The organism is Brachybacterium sp. AOP3-A1-3 (assembly GCF_052378285.1).
GTDB lineage: Bacteria > Actinomycetota > Actinomycetes > Actinomycetales > Dermabacteraceae > Brachybacterium.
Genome location: NZ_JBQSXM010000002.1, coordinates 170,200 through 188,474 on the forward strand (window position 1 = coordinate 170,200; position 18,275 = coordinate 188,474).

Consider the following 18,275-nt stretch of genomic DNA (forward strand, 5'->3'; position numbering starts at 1 on the left):
CATGGTCCGACTACCTCTCACGCCCCACGAGATCGCCCGCGGTGAGCGGCTCGGCGCTCTGCTGCGCCGAGCCCGCGGAGACCGTTCGATGCTCGAGATCGCCCTCACCGCCGGAGTCTCGCCGGAGACGCTCCGCAAGATCGAATCCGGCCGGGTCGCGACCCCCGCCTTTCCGACGATCGCGGCGATCGCCGGCGTGCTGGGTCTGTCGCTGGACGAGATCTGGGCCGCGATCAGCGAGTCCGCGAGCGAACTCGCCTCGTAGAGGCTCGTTTCTTCGAGTCCAGCTTCCCCTCCTCGACGAGGAGGCCGTGCAGCTCCGCGAGCTCGGCGACGGTGAAGTCGGCGCGCTCCAGGGTCGGGGCGATCTCCCGTCGGAACGCGGGGTAGGAGCCCGGCACCTCGGCTCCTCGCCCTCGCAGCACCCGTCGGGCGTACTCGTCGCAGACGAAAGCCGGGCGCCCGAAGCAGTACAGGCCGATCACGTCGGCCGTCTCCTCACCGATCCCCTCGACCTCCAGCAGCTCCGCGCGCAGAGCGGCATCCTCGAGTGACCGCGCGGCCTCGCCGCGATCCTCGACCCACCGGGCCAGCGCCTGCAACCGGCGGGGCTTCGAGGTCGGGAACCCGGATCCGCGCACGAGCTCGCGCACGATCTCCTCATCGGCGTCGGCCAGGGCGCCCGGGTCCAGCAGTCCGGCCGCCCGGAGCGCGATGATCGACAGATCGGCCTGCTCCCAGCGGCTGCGCTGGACGAGCACCGCGCCGACGGCGATCTCGAAGGGCTCCTCGCCGGGCCACCACCAGCCCTGCGGCCCGTGCTCCACGAGCAGCTCGCCCTGCAGGGCGCGCAGATCGATCACGCGACGTCCAGGGGCGTGCTGTCGGGATGGCTGAGGGTGAGCAGCGCGCGTCGCACGTGCGGGTTCTCCTCCAGCTGGTCCTCGATGGCCTGGACGGTGTCCTGCAGCGCCGATTCCGCGGAGTCCCCGGCGAGGTCCACCGACGCGATCACGAGGAGCTGATCCGCGCCGACCCACTCGGTGTGCAGGAAGCTGACGCTGTCCACGTCGGGGTGCTCCTGCAGGGTGCGCAGCAGCGCGGCGCTGGCCTGGGGGGAGGCGCCCTCGCCGGTGAGGAATGCCGTGTTGCGGGCGATGAGGAGGATCGCCACCACCCCGAGCAGCAGACCCACCAGGATCGAGCCGATCGCATCCCACACGGGCTGCCCGGTGAGCTGGTGCAGGCCCATGCCGAGCGCTGCGAGCACCAGGCCGATCAGCGCGCAGGCGTCCTCGGCGAACACCGCCCGCAGCATCGGATCCGAGGTGGTGCTCACGTGGCGCAGCGGGCTGACCCGGCGGGAGCGGGCCCCGCGGCGGGCCTGGCGCAGGGCCTGCAGGAAGGAGAAGCCCTCCAGGACGAAGGCGATCCCGAGCACCAGGTAGGCCCAGCCGTACTCGACGCCCTCCGTCTCGGGCGCGCTCAGGGACTGGATCCCGTGCCAGACGGAGACCCCGGCCCCCACGGCGAACAGGCCGATCGCGGCGAACATCGCCCACACGTAGCTGTCGCGGCCGTACCCCATCGGGTGGGAGCGGTCGGGTTCTCGGTGGCCCCGGCGCTCGCCGACGAGCAGGAACACCTGGTTGCCGGTGTCGGCCCAGGAGTGCACGGCCTCGGCGAGCATCGATGCGGATCCGGTCAGCAGCGCGACGACCGTCTTCGCGATCGCGACCAGCAGGTTCGCGCAGAACGCGATGATCACTGTCAGTCCGCTGCCAGAGCTCTCCTGGGAATCGCGGTCGTCCTGGGCTGAGGTGTCGTCCATGTGCCCATTGTGCGCCTCCCGATCAGCGCACCGGGTAGATGCTGACATCCTGCGCGTGGATGCCCAGGCGCACCTCGTCCCCGGGTCGCAGACGCTGCTGCGCCACGAGCTGCGGGGTGAGATCCGCCGCGATCTCCCCGGCGCGCACTCGCACCAGGTCCCCACGAGGCTCCAGATCCGTCAGCCGACGGGTCAGCACCGTCGTTCCCGGCGGCGGGAGGGCGTCGTCCTCGAGCAGATCCACGTGCGTCGGGCGGACGGCGGCGCGGACCCGCGACCCCGTCGCCACCGGCTCGTGCGTCACCCCGGCGAGGGCGCCGTCGACGGTGCGGCCGTCCCAGGTCCCGGTCAGCAGGTTCACCCCGGCCAGGCGCGCCGTGAACTGCTGCTGCGGGCGGGCGAGCACGTCCGCCGTCGGTCCGCTCTCGATCAGCCGCCCGCCCTCGAGCACGGCGACGCGATCGGCGAGGGTGACGACGTCGAGCACGTCATGGGTGACGAGGATCGTGGTGCGCTCGCCGAGGACGCGCCGCAGCAGCTCGCGCAGCGCCGGGGCCACGTCGATGTCCAGGGCGGCCATCGGCTCGTCCAGCAGCAGCAGACGCGGCGACGCCGCCAGGGCGCGAGCGATCGCCACCCGCTGCGCCTGTCCGCCCGAGAGCTGGGAGGGGCGCCGGTCCGCGAGCTCGCCCAGCCCGATCTCCGTGAGCCACCGGGACGCCTCCTCCCGGGCCCGGCGTCGGGGCGTGCCCTGGGCCCGCAGCCCGAAGGCGATGTTCCGGGAGGCGCTGAGATGGGGGAACAGGACCGGATCCTGCGCGAGCGTGGCGACGGCGCGATCGTGCGGGGGCACCAGCAGGCCGCTCGCGCTCAGGAGCCTGCCCTCGAGCGTGATCCGTCCGGTGGTCGGACGCAGGGTGCCGGCGATCAGGGAGAGGACGCTCGACTTCCCGGCGCCGTTGGGGCCGACGAGCGCGAGCGTCTCGCCGTCGGCGACGTCGAGGGCGAGGTCGAGCCCGCGCTCGCGGACGGTCGCCTCCAGGGTGAGGGTCATGTGCTCACCCGCCGCCGGACGAACGCGATGATGAGCACAGCGACGATCATGAGCACGAAGGACAGGGCGACCGCTGCCTGAGGGTCGCTCTCGCGCTGCAGGTAGATCTCCAGGGGCAGCGTGCGGGTGGTGCCCTGGAGGCTGCCGGCGAAGGTGATCGTCGCGCCGAACTCGCCCAGCGCCCGTGCGAAGGAGAGCACCGTGCCCGAGAGCAGGGCGGGTAGCACCAGGGGGAGGGTGATGGTCGCCAGCACCCGGGAGGGCCGCGCGCCGAGCGAGGCCGCGGCCACCTCGTAGCGGGTCCCTGCGGTGCGCAGCGCCCCCTCGAGGCTGATCACGAGGAAGGGCAGCGCCACGAAGGTCTGGGCGATCACCACTGCCGTGGTGGAGAACGCGATCTGGATCCCGAGGACCTCGAGCTGCCGACCGAGCAGGCCCTGCCGCCCGAAGGTGTAGAGCAGCGCGATGCCTCCCACCACCGGGGGCAGCACCAGGGGGATGAGCACGAGGGAGCGCAGCAGCGACAGGCCCGGGAAGCTCGTGCGGGCCAGGAGCAGCGCCATCGGCACGCCGAGGATCACGCAGACCAGGGCGCTCGTGGCCGACGTCTGCAGGCTGAGCCGCAATGCCTGCAGAGAGGACTCGCTCGTGATCAGCTCGAGGAAGCTGCCCCACTGGACGCGGGCTGCCATGGCTACCAGCGGCAGGAGCACGAACAGGGCACCGAGCAGCGCCGGGAGCAGCACCCAGCGGGGCAGCGATCTCATCTCAGTCCCTGCCCGTGTCGGTGCCGGTGCCGGTGCCGGAGTCGGCCCCGGGCTCGCCGAAGCCGTGCTCGCCGAGCACCTGCTGACCGGTCTCCCCGGTGACGAGGTCCACGAACTCCTGGCCGAGCTCGGGCTGCGCGGAGTCCTCCACCGTGGTGATCGGATAGGTGTTCACGGCGCTGTCCGACTCGGGGAAGGCGATGCCCTCGACCTCGTCCCCGGCCTTCGCCACGTCGGTGAAGTAGACCAGCCCGGCATCGGCCTCGCCGCTGGAGACCTTGTTCAGCACGTCGGTGACGGACTGCTCCTCGCTGACGGGGGAGAGGTCCACACCGGCGGCCCTCTCGACGGTCTCGGCGGCCGCGCCGCACGGCACCGCGGGTGCGCAGACGACCAGGTCGATCCCGTTCTCCGTGAGCGAGGCGAGGTCGGTGACCCCGGCCGGGTTGCCCGCCGGCACCGCGATCATCAGCGTGTTGCTGGTGAAGGCGACCGGATCGGCGGCCTCGAGCCCCGCGTCGACGAGCTCGTCCATGGTCGAGGTGTCGGCCGAGGCGAAGACGTCGGCCGGAGCGCCCTGCTGGATCTGTTCGACCAGGGTGGAGGAACCGGCGAAGCTGAACTCCACGTCCACGCCCTCGTGATCTGCCTCGAACTGCTCGCCGAGCTCTTCGAAGGGCTCCTGGAGCGACGCCGCGGCATAGACCGTGAGGGTGGTGGTGGTCCGCCCGCCGCCGGCGCCGCCGACGGCGCTGCAGCCCGTGGCGCCGAGCGCCAGGGCCAGTGCCGCGATGGCGGCGAGGCCCGAGACGGCGGCGCGGGGTCGGTCGGCGGTGCGGGGTCGGTCGGCGGCGCTCATGGAGCGCTGTCCGGGGAGGGCGCGGGCGTCTCCGCCTCGATGACGACGTGGGTGGCCTTGATGACCGCGCTCGCGACCGAGCCCGGCTCGAGGCCGAGGTCCCGTACAGCTTCGCTGCTCATCAGGGAGACCACGCGGAAGGGCCCGCACTGCATCTCTACCTGAGCCATCACGGTGTCCATGACGACCTTCGTCACGAGTCCCACGAAGCGGTTGCGGGCCGACGTGCGGGTGGCGCCGGCGAGCTCCGGAGTCACGGCGAGCTCGCGGGCCATGCGCGCCACCTCGACCCCGTCCAGGACGGTCCGCCCGCTGGCGTCGGCCGCGGCCTCCAGAGACCCCTTCTCGATCCAGCGCCGGACGGTGTCATCACTGACACCGAGGAAGGTGGCGGCCTCACGGACTCGTATCTGCGACATGTTCGCCATGATACGTCCGCATATGCGGATGGGTGCTGGGGTCAGCTGACAAGCAGGACGCCGCCCAGAGCGATCGCGGCGACGAGCAACGTGGCCAGTGCCGCGAGCACGAAGGGGCGGGCGCCGACGTGGATCAGCTTGCGCACCTTCACGCCGGTGCCGAGGGCGAACATCGCGGCGGCGAGCAGGGTGGTCTGCAGCAGTCCGCCGATGGTCAGCACGACCTCGGGCAGGGGGACGACGGAGCGCAGCAGCACCATCGCGAGGAATCCGAGCACGAACAGCGGCACCAGGGGCGGGCGCTTCCCGTCGGCCGTCCCGTGGGAGCGTTCCCGGGCGCCGAGCACGGCCATGACGGGAGCGAGCATGAGGATGCGAGCGAGCTTCACGATCACGGCGACAGTGAGGGCGCCGCCCCCGAGCACGCCGCCGGCCGCGACCACCTGGGCGATCTCGTGGATCGACGCCCCGGCCCACAGGCCCGAGGAGCGCGCCGACAGGCCCATGAGCGTGGCCGCCGCCGGCAGCAGGGCGATCATCAGGGTGCCGAAGATGACCACGAGCGCCACTGCGGTGACCGTCTTCTCCTCGTGCTCGTCCTCGGGGTCGGTGACGCCGGCCGCGGCGGCGACCGCCGCGGCGCCGCAGATCGAGAACCCGCAGCCGATGAGCAGCGTCAGGCGCGGGTCGACCTTCAGCAGCCTGCCCAGTGCGATCGTCCCGAAGATCCCGCCGACGACGACGCAGACCACGACGAGGAGCATCGGGACGCCGAGGGCGAGGATGTCGCCGAGCACCAGTTGGAGGCCCAGCAGCACGATGCCCGCACGGAGCAGCTTCTTCGCGGAGAAGTCCGTGCCGGGCACCACGGGCGCCGGCAGGCCCGCGGTGTTCGCGAGGGTGATGCCCACGATGATCGCGATGATCAGGGCGCTCACCCCGGGGACGAAGGGCGCCACGAGCTGTGCGAGCACAGCCACGCCGAGGCTCAGCGCGAGCCCCGGGAGGAGCGAGGGGCGGCGGGACGGGGGAGCGGTGTCAGTGCGGGCAGCAACGGAGCCGGCGGTGTTGGTGCGGGCGGTCTCGGAACGGGCGGTGTCGGCGCCTGTGGGGGTGGCGGCAGTTTCGGGCATGGGAAGAACCCTGTCACCGCTGGTCCGTGGCCGGTAGACGGCAATAGTCGATCAGGGCATATCCTTCTGATATGCCCGATGCTCTCCCGAACCTGCAGGCCCTCTCGCTCTTCGTCGCCGTCGTCGACGAAGGCGGTCTCGGCGCGGGGGCACGTCGCCTCGGCATGTACCAGCCCAATGCGAGCCGCATGATCGGTCAGCTCGAGGCGCAGGCCGGGATGCCGCTGCTGGAACGGGACCCGCGCGGCTCACGGCCCACGTCGGCCGGGCTGCTCTATGCCGCCCATGCCCGCGAGCTGCTCGAAGCGGCCGACGACTTCGCCGCCTGGCTGCGGCACAGCCGGGATGGCGACACCCTGGACCTGCAGGTCGGCGCCTCGATGACCATCGCCGAGCACCTCATGCCGGCGTGGCTCACCGACCTGCGCCGCACCAGCTCCCGCGTGCGGGTGGATCTGCGGGTGCTGAACTCCACCCAGGTGCTGGAGCAGATACGCGGCGGGCAGCTGCAGCTCGGCTTCATCGAGACCCCGCACGTGCCGCGCTGGGTCCACGCCCGCACCTTGCGCGAGGACGAGCTGGTGCTGGTCGTCTCCCCGGATCACCCCTGGGCGGGACGTGGGGCGCGCAGCGCGAGCTCAGAGCCGGGGTCGGAGCCGGGGCCGGTGCAGGGGCCGGTGCCGCTCGAGGAACTCGCGGCGACTCCACTCGTGGTCCGTGAGGGGGGATCCGGGACCCGCGATGCGTTCGAGGAGCTGGTCCCCGCGGCGGCGAGCACTCCGCCGGTGCAGGAGCTCAGCAGCAATGCCGCTGTGCGGGTCGCCGTGGCCTCCGGCGCCGGGCCCGCGGTGCTGAGCATGCTGGCTGTGCGGGCACAGCTCGAGACCGGTCAGCTGCGCCGGGTTCCCGTCGTCGGGGCGAGGCTCCGCCGTCCGTTGACCGCTGTCTGGAAGGGGCCGCGCACCCTCACCGGACCGGCGGCTGATCTCGTCGCCGTCGCGACAGGAGCCAGGCGGCCGATCCCCTGAGCGCACGTGTACGTTCGAGAGGGACACCGACCTCTTGGAGCTGAGCACATGCCGATCCTGACCAATACCGACGAGCTACCCGACCAGCCGCACCGCGGCGCCGTATGGTCCATCGCCGAACCGGATCGTGAGCTCGACTCGAACCTGATCCGGCTGCCCGCAGGGGATCAGATCGAGACGCATGTGGGCGCAGAGGTCGACACCCTCATCCATGTCGTGCGTGGTGACGGCACTCTCGTCACGGAGGGCGGCGAGGAGCCGCTGCGCAGCGGCGACATCGCGCTCCTGCCACGGCGCACCGTGCGGGGTTTCCGTGCCGGTGAACACGGTCTGGAGTATCTGACCGTGCACCGCAAGCGCCAGTCGTTGCAGATCGGGACACGGCGCGCGGCGACGGCCGAGTGACCTGACCGGATCTCAGAGGGGCGGAGGGCGAGTCCGAGACTCCGGCCATCGGCTCCACGGTGGCTCCGATGGTGGTTCCGCCGGTGGCATCGGCAGGGTCTTCTTCTCGGCCGATTTCTTCCCCGACTTCTCGGCAGTCTTCTCGGCGGTCTTCTCGGCCGAACTTCGCTTGAGCCTCGAGAGGTGCGTTCGCCAGGCATTCTCGAGCTCCTCGACCGCGATCCGCGTGGCGAGGTCGACGTCGTCGGCGACGAGGGCATGGTCGCCGCTGCGGCCGATGCGCCAGCTGGTCCGACCGGGTTCGCGGGCGACGGTGGGGATCCGGGTGGGGTCGAGCAGTCCTGCGGTCTTGTCCTGATGGTGCTGCCAGCACAGCAGGTGGAGATTCTCCAGCTCGGTGCGGCCACCGTCCACGGGCCGTTCGTGATCGAACTCCTCGAGGTGATCGCACTCGGAGGCCCAGGAGACCGGACGGGTGCAGCCGGGCACGGCGCACGTCGCGTTGCGCAGCCGCAGATGTTCGCGCATCGCCTGGGTGGGCTGGTATCGCTCCGCCGGGAGCGGGAGGAATGCGCCGGAGCACGGATCGGTCAGCACCCGGAACCAGGTCTCCTGCCCGCCGGCCAGCAGGCGAGCCATCTCGGGAGGGATCGGCGTGGTGCCGTCCACCATGCCCGGGGCATCCGAGACGCCGAGCAGGGTCAGAGCAGGCACCGTGACGTTGAGCCGGAAGCGAGGGCCGGGGATCTGGACGTCCCCGGTGTCGAAGGTGGCGTTCAGTTGGAGCTCGTAGCGCAGGCGTGACAGCGGGAGCGGACGGCCCGTCGTGGTGACCAGGTCATCCACGTCGTACGGGATCTCCGTGTCGTCCCGAAGTGCCTTCCGTTGTGCCGCCTGGATCGCGCGGGCCGATTCATCCAACCGCTTCCAGTACTCCAGGATCTCCGGGATGGGGCCGCGCGCGCTGACGGAGCCGACCCCGCGGGGGGAATCCGGGGCGATGGTGACCTCTCGTGGGGGCGGGGGTGCCGTCTCGGGCTCCTCCTCCCGGCGGGCGAGCAGGCCCACCAGCGCGCCGAGCAGTGTGACGAAGCGGTCGACCGGGATGTCCGGGGACCAGGTGGCGACGGCGATGTCGAGCTGGCGCCGAGATTCCTCGCCGAGATCCTCCGATTCGCGCACCATGCGCTGGAACCACCAGGAGGGGAAGGCTCCGCCCTCGAGCAGGGTGAACGTGCGGGGCAGGTGATGGGCCGCGCGATGCGCCGAGCGCAGCTCCCACCGGGCTACCCCGTGGGTGACGCGCAGCGCGATCGCGGCGCGGGCCGTCGTGACGTCGTCCTCGTCCTCGTCGTCCTCCCTCTCGTGGTCGAAGAGCTCCGCGAGCGCGCGATACCGGCCGGCGAGAGCGCGGGCGCTGGCCTTCTCGGCATCCCAGACCTGCTGCGCGGCTGCGCCGAGTTCCGGGTCCTTTCCGCAGTCCGTGCGGTCAGGAAGGCCGTCACGGGTCAGAGGAGAGCGAGCGTCGACGATCTGCAAGCGGCGTGGGAGCGACTCGAGGAACGCCCGGTCGGCCGCCTGGCGGTCTTCGTCGTCCGACTCCCCGCCCACGGGTGGGCTGTGCCTCTGTGTGCTCATGCTCTCCACCCCCTTGTCGCGCTCCGCCGACCAGCCGCGTTCCAGTCCTGTGCCGCGTCCTGTGGCGAGTTCTGTGCTCTGATCCCGAGTACCTTGAGCCTAGTCGTCAGAATGCCGCAGAAGAAGGGGTGTGGATAACTTCGACATTGTTTCTCAGCGGTATCCACAAAATGGTGACGCTGCTTTGTGGATAAAGTGCCTCTGGGGAGGAAGGGTCGCCTCGGGGCCTTCGCGAAGCCACCGCGAAGCCTCCGCGAAGCCTCCGCGGATCGACCTGACATCTCCTGCGGACCGGACTCCGGGGCGGCGCCAGAAGAGGCAGTCGCCGCCTCGTAGCCCACGACGAGCTGCAGTTCACTCCCGCACGGCGACGACTCCCGGAGTCGACGACACGGTGTGCAGGGGGCGGCGCCCTCGTGAACCTCGACATGCTGTCGCGTCGCCTCGGGTGCGGGGCGGCAGGCGGTTTCGACCGAATTCTCGTGACGTGCACGAAGAATGTCTGTGTGGTGCTGTATGGCGTGTCGTCGAAGTGATAACGCAGAACGGAGGAAGGGTTGGGACGAAAGGGTGGAATGGAGGGGATGGGAATGGTGTGCAGGGTGGGGCGTCGGGCAGGCATCAGGGCGCTCAGGAGCTCAGGAGTGGGATCCCACTGTTCGACTCCCGCCCGTCGGCCGCCTCCGCCCCCACGACGTGCGCCAGCCCTCACTGCGCGCACCGATCTCCACGGCGAGTCGGTATCGACCCGTCCTCACACCGGGCAGACTGGACCCATGGCCGAACTCTCTGATCCCCGCGTCGCCGTCTACCTGGACTTCGACAACATCGTGATGTCCTGGTACGACCGGGTGCACGGACGAAATGCCTATGGCCGCGACCGTCAGCGCATCGCCGAGGACCCCACGGAGCCCGAGATCGCCGAGCGGCTCGCGAAGGCGACGGTCGATGTGGGCGCGATCATCGACTACGCCGCCTCCTTCGGCTCCCTCATGCTCACCCGCGCCTATGCCGACTGGTCCTCGCCGGTCAACGCCGAGTACCGCTCGCAGCTGGTCGCCCGCGCCGTGGATCTCGTGCAGCTGTTCCCCGCCGCCGCCTACGCGAAGAACGGGGCCGACATCCGGCTCGCCGTGGATGCCGTCGAAGACATGTTCCGCATCCCCGACCTCACCCACGTGGTGATCGTCGCCGGCGATTCGGACTTCGTCCCGCTCGCACAGCGCTGCCGCCGCCTCGGCCGCTACGTCATCGCGATGGGAGTGGCAGGCTCCACCGCGAAGTCCCTCGCCGCGGCGTGCGACGAGTTCGAGGCCTACGACAACCTCCCGGGCGTCGAGCGTCCCGAGGCGCCCACGAGGACGCGCACCCGCCGCGGCCAGGGGAACGGGAACGGTCGAGGCCGGGGAAGCAGTGACACCGGCGGCTCCGCTGGGTCCGCCGGATCCGACGCAACGGCACAGGCCGCCCAGGACGCTGCTGATGCCGCGGCGGAGGCGGCCGACGCCGCAGCCGATGCCGCGGCCGATGACGACGACATCGAGAGCTCCGAGGACCCGCGCGAGGCGGCGACACGACTGCTCCAGCGCGCCCTGCAGCTGGGCGGGCGCGGCGACAGCGAGTGGTTGCACAGCTCGGCGGTGAAGTCGCACATGCGCCGCATGGACCCGTCCTTCAGCGAGAAGACCCTCGGGTTCCGTTCCTTCTCGGACTTCCTCAAGGCGAACTCCGACATCGCCGTGCTCGAGGAGACAGGGCACGAGCGTCTGGTGCGCGCCTCGTACTGATCGCGCCTCGAACTGAGCGCACTTCGTACTGACCGCAGCACCTCCTGAATCGGCACCGCACCCCGCCGGCTGCCGTCCCGCTGCGACCTCGGTGACCGCTGCACGCGATCGGGAGGCAGCACCGGTAATCGCAGGACAGGACCGTCGGTGCGGGAGGATACTGGAGACCCCGACGAAGGAGACGACGTCATGCACCTGGTCCTGTGGATCCTCGCCTTCCTGCTCGCTGCCGTGTTCATCGGGTCGGGACTTGCGAAGCTGCTGACCCCGCGCGCTCAACAGATCGAACGCACCCCCTATGCCGAGGACTTCCCGCACAGCGTGATCGTCGGCATCGGCGTGCTCGAGGTCCTGGGAGCCGTCGGACTGATCCTGCCCGCGCTCACCGGGGTCGCCACGATCCTGGTGGCCTTCGCGGCGGCCGGCCTGGCGATCACGATGGTCTTCGCGGCGCTCGTGCACATCCGCCGCGGTGACGGCTTCGTGGCGGCGCTGCCCTCGATCGTGCTCGCGATCCTCTCCGTGTTCGTCGCCTGGTCTCGGTTCGGCCCCTACCAGCTCTGACCGGCGACTACCAGCTCTGACTACGCCTGGCGGTGGTGCATCCTGGTCAGAGCCGCTGCGGTGAGGCAGGATCAAGGCATGTCACCCACCGATGTGATCGCTTGGCTCCTCGATTCCGACCCCGCGCTGCGCTGGCAGGTCGAACGCGACCTGCTCGATGCGCCGACGGACCAGTGGGAGGCGACCCGGGCACGGATCCCGCACGAGGGCTTCGGGGCCGCTCTGCTCGCGAAACAGGATCCGGACGGCCAATGGGCCGGTGGCGCCTTCTTCCCGAAGGGATTCTTCGAGGACCACGAGAACCAGCTCCTGCCCGGTCAGCCGTGGACGGCGACCACCTGGAGCCTGACCACTCTGCGCGAATGGGGCATGGATCCGGCCCCGCTCATCGAGCGGAACACGGCGCAGCTGCTGGCGGAGAACTCGCATTGGGAGTACGACGACTCGCTGCCCTACTGGGGCGGTGAGGTGGACTGCTGCATCAACGCGATGACGCTCGCGAACGGACTGTGGTTGGGGGCGGACGTCGAGTCCCTGCCGCGCTGGTTCCTCGAGCACCAGATGGAGGACCGGGGCTGGAACTGCGAGTGGGAGAGCGGCTCCGAACGCTCCAGCTTCCACTCCACCCTCAACGTGCTGCGCGCCCTGCTGATCCATGAGCAGGCCACCGGAGGCAGCAGAGCCACGCGAGCCGCGCGCGACGCCGGTGAGGAGTACCTCCTGGAGCGTCACCTCGCCTGGACCCTCCGCACCCGGGAGATGCCCGGGCCCTGGGTGGATCACTTCCTCTACCCGCCGCGCCACATCTACTCGGTGCTGCGCGCTCTCGAGCACTTCCGGCTCGCCGGCCGGAAGGAGTCGCGGATGGAGGAGGCCGTGGCGATGGTGCGCGAGGCGCAGCAGGCCGACGGGACCTGGCTCCAGCAGAAGGTCTTGCCCGGTGAGGTGTGGTTCGAGGTCGACGTCCCCGAGGGGGAGCCCTCGAAGTGGATCACGCTGGAGGCACTGCGGGTGCTGCGCTGGTGGAACGAGGGGTGACGTGAGTCAGCCTCGGCAAGCACCCCAGGGGGAACCGCGAGAGCGGCTGGGGAGACGACAGAGGCACGGTCGAGGGGGAGCTCCATGGGGGAGAAGATGTCGCGGGGCACACGCCGGGCACTGATCGTCGCGGCGGCGGCCGCACTGGTGGCCGTGCTGGTGATCGCCGGCGCGGTGACGGTCTTCGTGCGCGGAGGGATCGCGCATCCGGCGGACCGTGCCCGCACCGAGGCGGAGCAGGGGTACGAGGAATGGGCCGGACCGTTCGGCGAGGAGGCCGCTGCGCGGCAGGCCGCCCTGGAACCGGTGCTCGGGGAGCCGATCGAGGAGACCTGGTACATCGTCTGCTCGGGCATCGCGCCGGGCGGTCCGGTGCCGAATGCCCAGTACTGCGATCTCTCGGTGGCGACCACCTATGCGGTCGACTGGGCCGACCCCCAGCCCGAGGTGGACGAGATCATCACGACCCTCGAGAGCACCGAGGCCACCACGGGCGATGAGGTCACCGCCGGGGAGGGCGGGCCATGGACCGCGCTCCCGACGGACCCCGGTGAGGAGCCGGGAGGGAAGGTCGCCGAGGCCGGCCACAACGGGACGGTCTACGTCCACGGCCCGGGATCGGAGACGCTCGAGACGGGCGAGATCCTGGAGTTCGATCTCTTCCCCGACGAAGTGATCACGCAGGAGACGGTCCCCGCCTCCGAACCGCCGACGGGCCACGGCCAGGTGGAGATCCGTCGGCAGATCGGGCTCTCCCGCACCGACATCGGCTGCCGGCCGAGTCCGAGCCGAGGCTGCGACACCCTCCTGGACGAGGCGTCCATGCCGCATATCGACGGGTTCAGCTGATCACTGTCAGCTGACGGGCGACGGGCGACGGGCGACGGGAGAGGGGCGACGTGCGGCGTGCGCGAGAGGACGCAGCGCGTCAGCGCTCCACGAGCCATTTGATGAGGAAGGCGAGAGGTACCAGCGGGATCGCGGAGAGTCCGAGGATCCCGAGCACCAGCGCCCCCTTGGACTCGGCGTCCAGGGTCTGCTTCCAGCCGGCCATCGTCAGCGCATGGTCCAGCGGCACGTTCACGTCACGGGTGGAGAAGCGGTAGTCGACGACCTTGTGGAAGCCATGCCGGTTCAGGGCCCATTCCTGTCGTCGGGAGAAGTGCCAGCTGCGGCCCGAGGAGAGCGCGGCGACCGCACCGAGCCCGGCCGGTCCCGCGGACGCGTCGACCTCGTAGAGCACGTCCAGGCGGCGGGCGGTCCCCGGCTTCGTGCGGACGAGCGTGCTGGCGAACGTCGTCGACAGGCTCCGCTCGGTGAGCAGGTGCCGCCACCGGGCGTCGGCCAGGTTCGCCGAGATGCGGATCTGGTCCTGATCGGCCATCACCAGGTACGGAGTGTCGTCGAACGCCATGGCGACGGCACGCACCACGTCCTCCCACGCCCACGGGTCGCGCCGGGTGGTCGGCGCCGGCAGGGGCCGGCCCACCGGCACCATCTGGAGGGGCCGACGGGAGGAGGCCCCGGCGGTGCGCCGCTCGCGGATCATCCCGAGAGCGCCGCTGAGGCAGATCAGACCGCCCAGGGCGAAGACTCCGCCGGTGAGGAGGAGGCCCCAGGACCATCCGTCGCGTGCTGCGAGGACGGCGAGCAGGACCCCGAGGCCGAGGAAGATGAGCGTCAGGGCGCTCAGTCCGATGAGCTTCTGGGTGAAGAGACTGCTCGGGCTCGCGCCGACGGCGATCATCGGGGCTCTCCTCCGGTTCGCGCCGCGATCATGCGGCGGAGCGGACGGGAGCCGTGGCGCTGGCGTCCCGGGCGGTGGTGCGGATCCGGTACAGGCTCGACGACGCGGCGATGTAGAGCGTGCTCCCGTCCTCCCCGCCGAAGCACAGGTTCGCGGTCTTCTCCGGGACGGGGAGGTCCAGCAGGCGCTCGCCGTCGGGGGAGAACACCTGTACCCCGGACAGGCTCGAGCTCCAGATCCTGCCCTCGACGTCCACCCGGATCCCGTCGGGCAGGCCGGGGGAGACCTCGACCAGGCTCCGACCGTTCTTCGCATGGCGTCCCTCGATCACGTCGTACACGTGGATCGCGTGACCGCGCGGGCGGTCCGTGCCGGTCGCGTCGGGGTCCGCCGGGGACAGCGAGGAGTCCGCGACGTAGAGCAGCGTCTCGTCGGGGGAGAAGGCGAGCCCGTTGGGTGCCTCGACGTCGATCACCACGGGAGTGAGGGCGCCGGTGGACTCGTCGAAGCGGAACACATAGCGATCCCCGTACTCCTCCTCGCCGGCGTGCCCCTCGACGGGCCGCTTGATGCCGTAGGCCGGGTCGGTGAACCAGATCGCCCCGTCGGAGGCGACGACCACATCGTTCGGAGAGTTCAGGCGGACGGCGCCGAACCGGTCGACGAGCGTGGTCGGAGAATGTTCATCACCGGGGCCGACGGCAGCATCGCGCTGCACGGCGCGGCGCCCGTGGGAGCACTCCACGACCCGGCCGCGCAGATCCAGGGTGCGGCCGTTGGTGTGCTCCGCGGCATCGCTGAACACGGTCAGCTCACCGGTCTCCTCCGAGTACTCCAGGATCCGGTTCGTGTGGATGTCGCTGAAGCGCACGGCCCGGCGCTGGGGCAGCCAGACCGGGCCCTCGGCCCAGGTGGCGCCGGTGGCGACCTTCTCGAGCGTCGCCCCGGGGGTGAGGAGGGCGGACGAGGGCTGAACCGGTGCGGGGGTCATCATGGTCGGATCGTAGGCCAGCAGGTCGTGTGCCGTCAGCCCCGTGCCGTCAGTCCGGTGCTGTCGGTCCCGCGCCGCGAGGCACAGGATCGCGGCGCGGGGTGCCCGGCTCCGTCACGATTGCGCAACAGGCCCCCGGAAACCGTCCAGGAATGCGGGGTGGGCGCGAGACGCTGTTAGCTTGCAGGCCACACCATGCGTGTGCTCCGCCACATGGAGCCGCGTCGATCCGTCACAGTGCCGTGACCCGTGCACCGGCCTGCCCTCTGGAGGAACCCATGTTCGATGCCGCTCTCACCCCCAAGCGACGCACAGTGCTGCTGTCCCTGGCGGGGATCCCCGTGCTGCTGTCGGCCTGCGCCAAGACCACGGACGACGGCGGCGGGAGCGGCGGCGGTGGTGACGCCGAGGGCGCCCTGACCGTCGGCACCACCGACAAGGTCACCGCGCTCGACCCGGCCGCTGCCTATGACAACGGTTCCTCGACCGTGTGGACGCAGGTCTACGGCTACCTCATGAACACGAAGATCGGCTCCGAGGACGGCAAGCCCGAGCCCGACCTCGCCGAGTCCGCCGAGTTCACGAGCGACAACATCTACACCGTGACCCTGCAGGAGGGTCTCACCTTCGCCAACGGCAACGAACTCACCAGCGAGGACGTCAAGCACACCTTCGACCGTCAGCTCAAGATCGCCGACCCCAACGGCCCGTCGAGCCTGCTGGGGAACCTCGAGAAGGTCGAGGCGGTCGACGACCTGACCGTCGAGTTCCACCTCAAGGAGCCGGGCGACCAGACGTTCCCGTACGTGCTGTGCAGCCCGGCCGGCCCGATCGTCGACGCCGACGTGTTCCCGGCCGACGCGGTGCTGCCCGACGACGAGATCGTCTCCGGCAAGGCCTTCTGCGGGCCGTACCAGATCGCCACCTGGAAGCTCAACGAGCTGGTCTCCTTCGAGGCTTTCGAGGGGTACAAGGGGCTGTTCGGCGCTCCCGCCACGGCGAAGGTGTCGATGTCGTACTACGCCGATCAGAACAACATGAAGCTCGACATCCAGCAGGGCAACATCGACTGCGTGTGGCGCTCGCTCTCCGCCACCGACATCGAGGACCTCTCGACGGACGACGCCGTCGCCGTGCACGACGGCCCCGGCGGCGAGATCCGCTACATCGTGTTCAACTTCGACACCATGCCCTACGGCGCGAAGACCGAGGACGCCGACCCGAAGAAGTCGCAGGCCGTACGCCAGGCCGCCGCGGACCTCATCGACCGCCAGGCCATCGCGACCTCCGTCTACAAGGACACCTACACCCCGCTGTACTCGTACATCCCCGAGGGTCTGCCCGGCAACGGGACCCAGTTCCAGGACCTCTACGGCGACGGCAAGGGCGGCCCCGACGCCGCCAAGGCCAAGCAGCGCCTCGAGGATGCGGGCGTCGAGATCCCGGTCAAGCTCAGCCTGCAGTACAACCCCGACCACTACGGAAACTCCTCGGGCGACGAGTACGCCGCGATCAAGTCGCAGCTGGAGGAGGGCGAGCTGTTCGTCGTGGACCTGCAGTCCACCGAGTGGGTGCAGTACTCCACCGACCGCACCACCGACGTCTACCCGGCGTACCAGCTGGGCTGGTTCCCCGACTACTCGGACGCAGACAACTACCTCACGCCGTTCTTCCTCACCGACAACTTCCTGGTGAACCACTACAGCAACGACGAGGTCAACGAGCTGATCGCCCAGCAGCGCGGCACCGCAGACCCCGCCGAGCGCGAGGCCCTGTTCGTGAAGATCCAGGACATCGTCGCCGACGAGATCTCCACCCTGCCACTCCTGCAGGGCGCGCAGATCGCCGTGTCGACGTCCGAGGTCCAGGGCGTCACCCTGGACTCCTCGTTCAAGTTCCGCCTCGCCCCGCTCAGCAAGTGACCACGGGCCTCGACACCGAGGTCGAGAACACCCCCGCCAGCACGCCTGCGCCTCGGCGCAAGCGGTCCGGCGGGGGTCTCGGCCGCTACATCCTGGTCCGCTTCCTCCTCATCATCCCGACCGTGTTCATCCTGATGACGGTCGTGTTCTTCCTGATGAGGATCACCGGCGACCCGATCACGGCGGCCCTCGGCGGCCGCCTCACCCCTGACCAGCTCGCGCAGCGGCGGGCCGAGGCAGGGTACGACCGGCCCCTGATCGTGCAGTACTTCGATTACCTCGGCGGCGTGCTGCAGGGCGACTTCGGCATGTCCTACACGGATCGCACCCCGGTCACCGAGATCCTCACGACCTATGGCGGCGCCACCTTCGAGCTGGTCGTCTACGCCGTGGTCGTGGCGCTCGTCGCCGGCGTGCCGCTGGGCATGATCGCGGCGCGCACCCGCGATCGCTGGCCCGATGCCGTGCTGCGGGTCGTCGCGATCCTCGGCTACGCCACGCCCGTGTTCTTCGTGGGCCTGCTGCTGAAGCTCGTGTTCTCCGTGGGCCTGGGATGGCTGCCGGTGGCCGGGCGGATCTCGACCCGCGGCGAGCTGACCATGGGCTCGATCCTGAACCCGAGCCCGTTCTACCTGCTCGACGCGCTCCGGCTGGGCCGGGTGGACGCGCTGATCGATGTGGCGTCACATGCGGTGCTGCCGGCGATCGCGCTCGGCGTGCTCACCGGCGGGATCTTCCTGCGCCTGGTGCGCACGAACATGATCGGAACCCTGGAGATGCAGTACATCGACTCCGCCCGCTCCCGCGGGGTCTCCGAGTCCCGGCTCACCACGCGCCACGCCCTGCGTCCCGCTCTGATCCCGATCGTCACCGTGATGGGCATGCAGATCGCGATGATGCTGGGCGGCGCGGTGCTCACCGAGACCACCTTCGAGTGGAACGGACTGGGCTACATGCTCGCCGAGTACATGAAGGCCCGCGACTACGTGGCGGTGCAGGGCATCGTCATGATGCTCGCGGTCATCGTCGCGCTGTCCAACTTCGTGGTCGACGTGGTCGCCGCCCTCATCGACCCCCGAGTGAGGTACTGAC

General features: G+C 70.4%; 19 protein-coding genes. 9 read left to right on the forward strand and 10 right to left on the reverse strand.

Annotated features, from left to right (window positions below; translation table 11 throughout):
• The first annotated feature begins 1 nt into the window (after position 1).
• Positions 2 to 265 (forward strand): helix-turn-helix domain-containing protein, encoded by a 264-nt coding sequence (locus ACT3T5_RS03565; protein WP_444577610.1) that lies wholly within the window; start codon positions 2 to 4, stop codon positions 263 to 265.
• Here the strand turns inward: ACT3T5_RS03565 and ACT3T5_RS03570 are convergent.
• The 7 genes from ACT3T5_RS03570 to ACT3T5_RS03600 are packed head-to-tail and all read right to left on the reverse strand — an operon-like array spanning position 234 to position 6,063.
• Entirely contained in the window at positions 234 to 863 is a 630-nt protein-coding gene (locus ACT3T5_RS03570) for an endonuclease III domain-containing protein (RefSeq protein ID WP_444577608.1), read from the reverse strand. The genes ACT3T5_RS03565 and ACT3T5_RS03570 overlap by 32 nt on opposite strands.
• Positions 860 to 1,831, reverse strand: a complete 972-nt coding sequence (locus ACT3T5_RS03575; RefSeq protein WP_444577607.1) for a cation diffusion facilitator family transporter — start codon at positions 1,829 to 1,831, stop codon at positions 860 to 862. The genes ACT3T5_RS03570 and ACT3T5_RS03575 overlap by 4 nt, the downstream gene beginning before the upstream one ends.
• Positions 1,832 to 1,853: 22 nt before the next feature.
• Positions 1,854 to 2,885 carry a sulfate/molybdate ABC transporter ATP-binding protein gene (locus ACT3T5_RS03580; RefSeq protein WP_444577605.1) on the reverse strand — a complete coding sequence of 344 codons (1,032 nt, stop codon included), beginning with the start codon at positions 2,883 to 2,885 and terminating at the stop codon, positions 1,854 to 1,856.
• Positions 2,882 to 3,652 carry an ABC transporter permease gene (locus ACT3T5_RS03585; protein ID WP_444593637.1) on the reverse strand — a complete coding sequence of 257 codons (771 nt, stop codon included), beginning with the start codon at positions 3,650 to 3,652 and terminating at the stop codon, positions 2,882 to 2,884. Before ACT3T5_RS03585 ends, ACT3T5_RS03580 begins: the two co-directional genes overlap by 4 nt.
• 1 nt (position 3,653) lies before the next feature.
• Complete coding sequence (gene modA, locus ACT3T5_RS03590) at positions 3,654 to 4,511, reverse strand: molybdate ABC transporter substrate-binding protein (RefSeq protein WP_444593638.1); 858 nt, start codon at positions 4,509 to 4,511, stop codon at positions 3,654 to 3,656.
• Entirely contained in the window at positions 4,508 to 4,930 is a 423-nt protein-coding gene (locus ACT3T5_RS03595) for a TOBE domain-containing protein (protein ID WP_444577599.1), read from the reverse strand. The genes modA and ACT3T5_RS03595 overlap by 4 nt, the downstream gene beginning before the upstream one ends.
• 41 nt (positions 4,931 to 4,971) lie before the next feature.
• Positions 4,972 to 6,063: a YeiH family protein gene (locus ACT3T5_RS03600; RefSeq protein WP_444593639.1), complete on the reverse strand. Its 1,092-nt coding sequence runs from the start codon at positions 6,061 to 6,063 to the stop codon at positions 4,972 to 4,974.
• Between the two features lie 71 nt (positions 6,064 to 6,134).
• Here ACT3T5_RS03600 and ACT3T5_RS03605 point away from each other — a divergent pair, with 71 nt between their 5' ends.
• Both ACT3T5_RS03605 and ACT3T5_RS03610 read left to right on the forward strand, forming a co-directional pair.
• The gene (locus ACT3T5_RS03605; protein WP_444577595.1) at positions 6,135 to 7,091 is read left to right on the forward strand and encodes a LysR family transcriptional regulator; all 957 of its coding nucleotides are present in this window, start codon (positions 6,135 to 6,137) and stop codon (positions 7,089 to 7,091) included.
• 48 nt (positions 7,092 to 7,139) lie between these two features.
• Positions 7,140 to 7,496, forward strand: coding sequence for a cupin domain-containing protein (locus ACT3T5_RS03610; protein ID WP_444577593.1), 357 nt, complete (start codon positions 7,140 to 7,142; stop codon positions 7,494 to 7,496).
• A 12-nt stretch (positions 7,497 to 7,508) separates the two neighbouring features.
• On the opposite strand, the gene ACT3T5_RS03615 is transcribed toward ACT3T5_RS03610, so the two are convergent.
• The gene (locus ACT3T5_RS03615) at positions 7,509 to 9,134 is read right to left on the reverse strand and encodes an HNH endonuclease signature motif containing protein (protein WP_444577591.1); all 1,626 of its coding nucleotides are present in this window, start codon (positions 9,132 to 9,134) and stop codon (positions 7,509 to 7,511) included.
• A 776-nt stretch (positions 9,135 to 9,910) separates the two neighbouring features.
• On the opposite strand from ACT3T5_RS03615, the gene ACT3T5_RS03620 reads away from it, so the two are divergent.
• The 4 genes from ACT3T5_RS03620 (at position 9,911) to ACT3T5_RS03635 (ending at position 13,372) form a co-directional block, all read left to right on the forward strand.
• Positions 9,911 to 10,921, forward strand: a complete 1,011-nt coding sequence (locus ACT3T5_RS03620) for an NYN domain-containing protein (protein WP_444593640.1) — start codon at positions 9,911 to 9,913, stop codon at positions 10,919 to 10,921.
• A 189-nt stretch (positions 10,922 to 11,110) separates the two neighbouring features.
• On the forward strand, positions 11,111 to 11,485 hold the full coding sequence (locus ACT3T5_RS03625; RefSeq protein WP_444593641.1) for a DoxX family protein: 375 nt from the start codon (positions 11,111 to 11,113) through the stop codon (positions 11,483 to 11,485).
• A gap of 78 nt (positions 11,486 to 11,563) precedes the next feature.
• Positions 11,564 to 12,523: a squalene cyclase gene (locus ACT3T5_RS03630; RefSeq protein ID WP_444577587.1), complete on the forward strand. Its 960-nt coding sequence runs from the start codon at positions 11,564 to 11,566 to the stop codon at positions 12,521 to 12,523.
• Positions 12,524 to 12,607: 84 nt separating this feature from the next.
• Positions 12,608 to 13,372 (forward strand): hypothetical protein, encoded by a 765-nt coding sequence (locus tag ACT3T5_RS03635; protein WP_444593642.1) that lies wholly within the window; start codon positions 12,608 to 12,610, stop codon positions 13,370 to 13,372.
• 79 nt (positions 13,373 to 13,451) lie between these two features.
• Here ACT3T5_RS03635 and ACT3T5_RS03640 read toward each other — a convergent pair whose 3' ends face one another.
• Positions 13,452 to 14,270 carry a hypothetical protein gene (locus ACT3T5_RS03640; protein WP_444577584.1) on the reverse strand — a complete coding sequence of 273 codons (819 nt, stop codon included), beginning with the start codon at positions 14,268 to 14,270 and terminating at the stop codon, positions 13,452 to 13,454.
• 28 nt (positions 14,271 to 14,298) lie between these two features.
• Positions 14,299 to 15,264 (reverse strand): SMP-30/gluconolactonase/LRE family protein, encoded by a 966-nt coding sequence (locus ACT3T5_RS03645; RefSeq protein WP_444593643.1) that lies wholly within the window; start codon positions 15,262 to 15,264, stop codon positions 14,299 to 14,301.
• A 275-nt stretch (positions 15,265 to 15,539) separates the two neighbouring features.
• Between ACT3T5_RS03645 and ACT3T5_RS03650 the strand changes: the two genes are divergently transcribed.
• On the forward strand, positions 15,540 to 17,183 hold the full coding sequence (locus ACT3T5_RS03650; protein WP_444577581.1) for an ABC transporter substrate-binding protein: 1,644 nt from the start codon (positions 15,540 to 15,542) through the stop codon (positions 17,181 to 17,183).
• The gene (locus ACT3T5_RS03655; protein ID WP_444577580.1) at positions 17,180 to 18,274 is read left to right on the forward strand and encodes an ABC transporter permease; all 1,095 of its coding nucleotides are present in this window, start codon (positions 17,180 to 17,182) and stop codon (positions 18,272 to 18,274) included. Before ACT3T5_RS03650 ends, ACT3T5_RS03655 begins: the two co-directional genes overlap by 4 nt.
• Position 18,275 lies beyond the last annotated feature (1 nt).

Bases quoted from the DNA above. Each gene is read 5' to 3' on its own strand.
- ACT3T5_RS03630 (WP_444577587.1), top strand. From the start codon at position 11,564: ATGTCACCCACCGATGTGATCGCTTGGCTCCTCGATTCCGACCCCGCG.
- ACT3T5_RS03605 (WP_444577595.1), top strand. From the start codon at position 6,135: ATGCCCGATGCTCTCCCGAACCTGCAGGCCCTCTCGCTCTTCGTCGCC.
- ACT3T5_RS03575 (WP_444577607.1), bottom strand. From the start codon at position 1,831: ATGGACGACACCTCAGCCCAGGACGACCGCGATTCCCAGGAGAGCTCT.
- ACT3T5_RS03635 (WP_444593642.1), top strand. From the start codon at position 12,608: ATGGGGGAGAAGATGTCGCGGGGCACACGCCGGGCACTGATCGTCGCG.
- ACT3T5_RS03650 (WP_444577581.1), top strand. From the start codon at position 15,540: ATGTTCGATGCCGCTCTCACCCCCAAGCGACGCACAGTGCTGCTGTCC.
- ACT3T5_RS03615 (WP_444577591.1), bottom strand. From the start codon at position 9,134: ATGAGCACACAGAGGCACAGCCCACCCGTGGGCGGGGAGTCGGACGAC.
- ACT3T5_RS03625 (WP_444593641.1), top strand. From the start codon at position 11,111: ATGCACCTGGTCCTGTGGATCCTCGCCTTCCTGCTCGCTGCCGTGTTC.
- ACT3T5_RS03585 (WP_444593637.1), bottom strand. From the start codon at position 3,652: ATGAGATCGCTGCCCCGCTGGGTGCTGCTCCCGGCGCTGCTCGGTGCC.
- ACT3T5_RS03610 (WP_444577593.1), top strand. From the start codon at position 7,140: ATGCCGATCCTGACCAATACCGACGAGCTACCCGACCAGCCGCACCGC.
- ACT3T5_RS03640 (WP_444577584.1), bottom strand. From the start codon at position 14,270: ATGATCGCCGTCGGCGCGAGCCCGAGCAGTCTCTTCACCCAGAAGCTC.
- modA (WP_444593638.1), bottom strand. From the start codon at position 4,511: ATGAGCGCCGCCGACCGACCCCGCACCGCCGACCGACCCCGCGCCGCC.
- ACT3T5_RS03565 (WP_444577610.1), top strand. From the start codon at position 2: ATGGTCCGACTACCTCTCACGCCCCACGAGATCGCCCGCGGTGAGCGG.
- ACT3T5_RS03595 (WP_444577599.1), bottom strand. From the start codon at position 4,930: ATGTCGCAGATACGAGTCCGTGAGGCCGCCACCTTCCTCGGTGTCAGT.
- ACT3T5_RS03620 (WP_444593640.1), top strand. From the start codon at position 9,911: ATGGCCGAACTCTCTGATCCCCGCGTCGCCGTCTACCTGGACTTCGAC.
- ACT3T5_RS03600 (WP_444593639.1), bottom strand. From the start codon at position 6,063: ATGCCCGAAACTGCCGCCACCCCCACAGGCGCCGACACCGCCCGTTCC.
- ACT3T5_RS03580 (WP_444577605.1), bottom strand. From the start codon at position 2,885: ATGACCCTCACCCTGGAGGCGACCGTCCGCGAGCGCGGGCTCGACCTC.
- ACT3T5_RS03645 (WP_444593643.1), bottom strand. From the start codon at position 15,264: ATGATGACCCCCGCACCGGTTCAGCCCTCGTCCGCCCTCCTCACCCCC.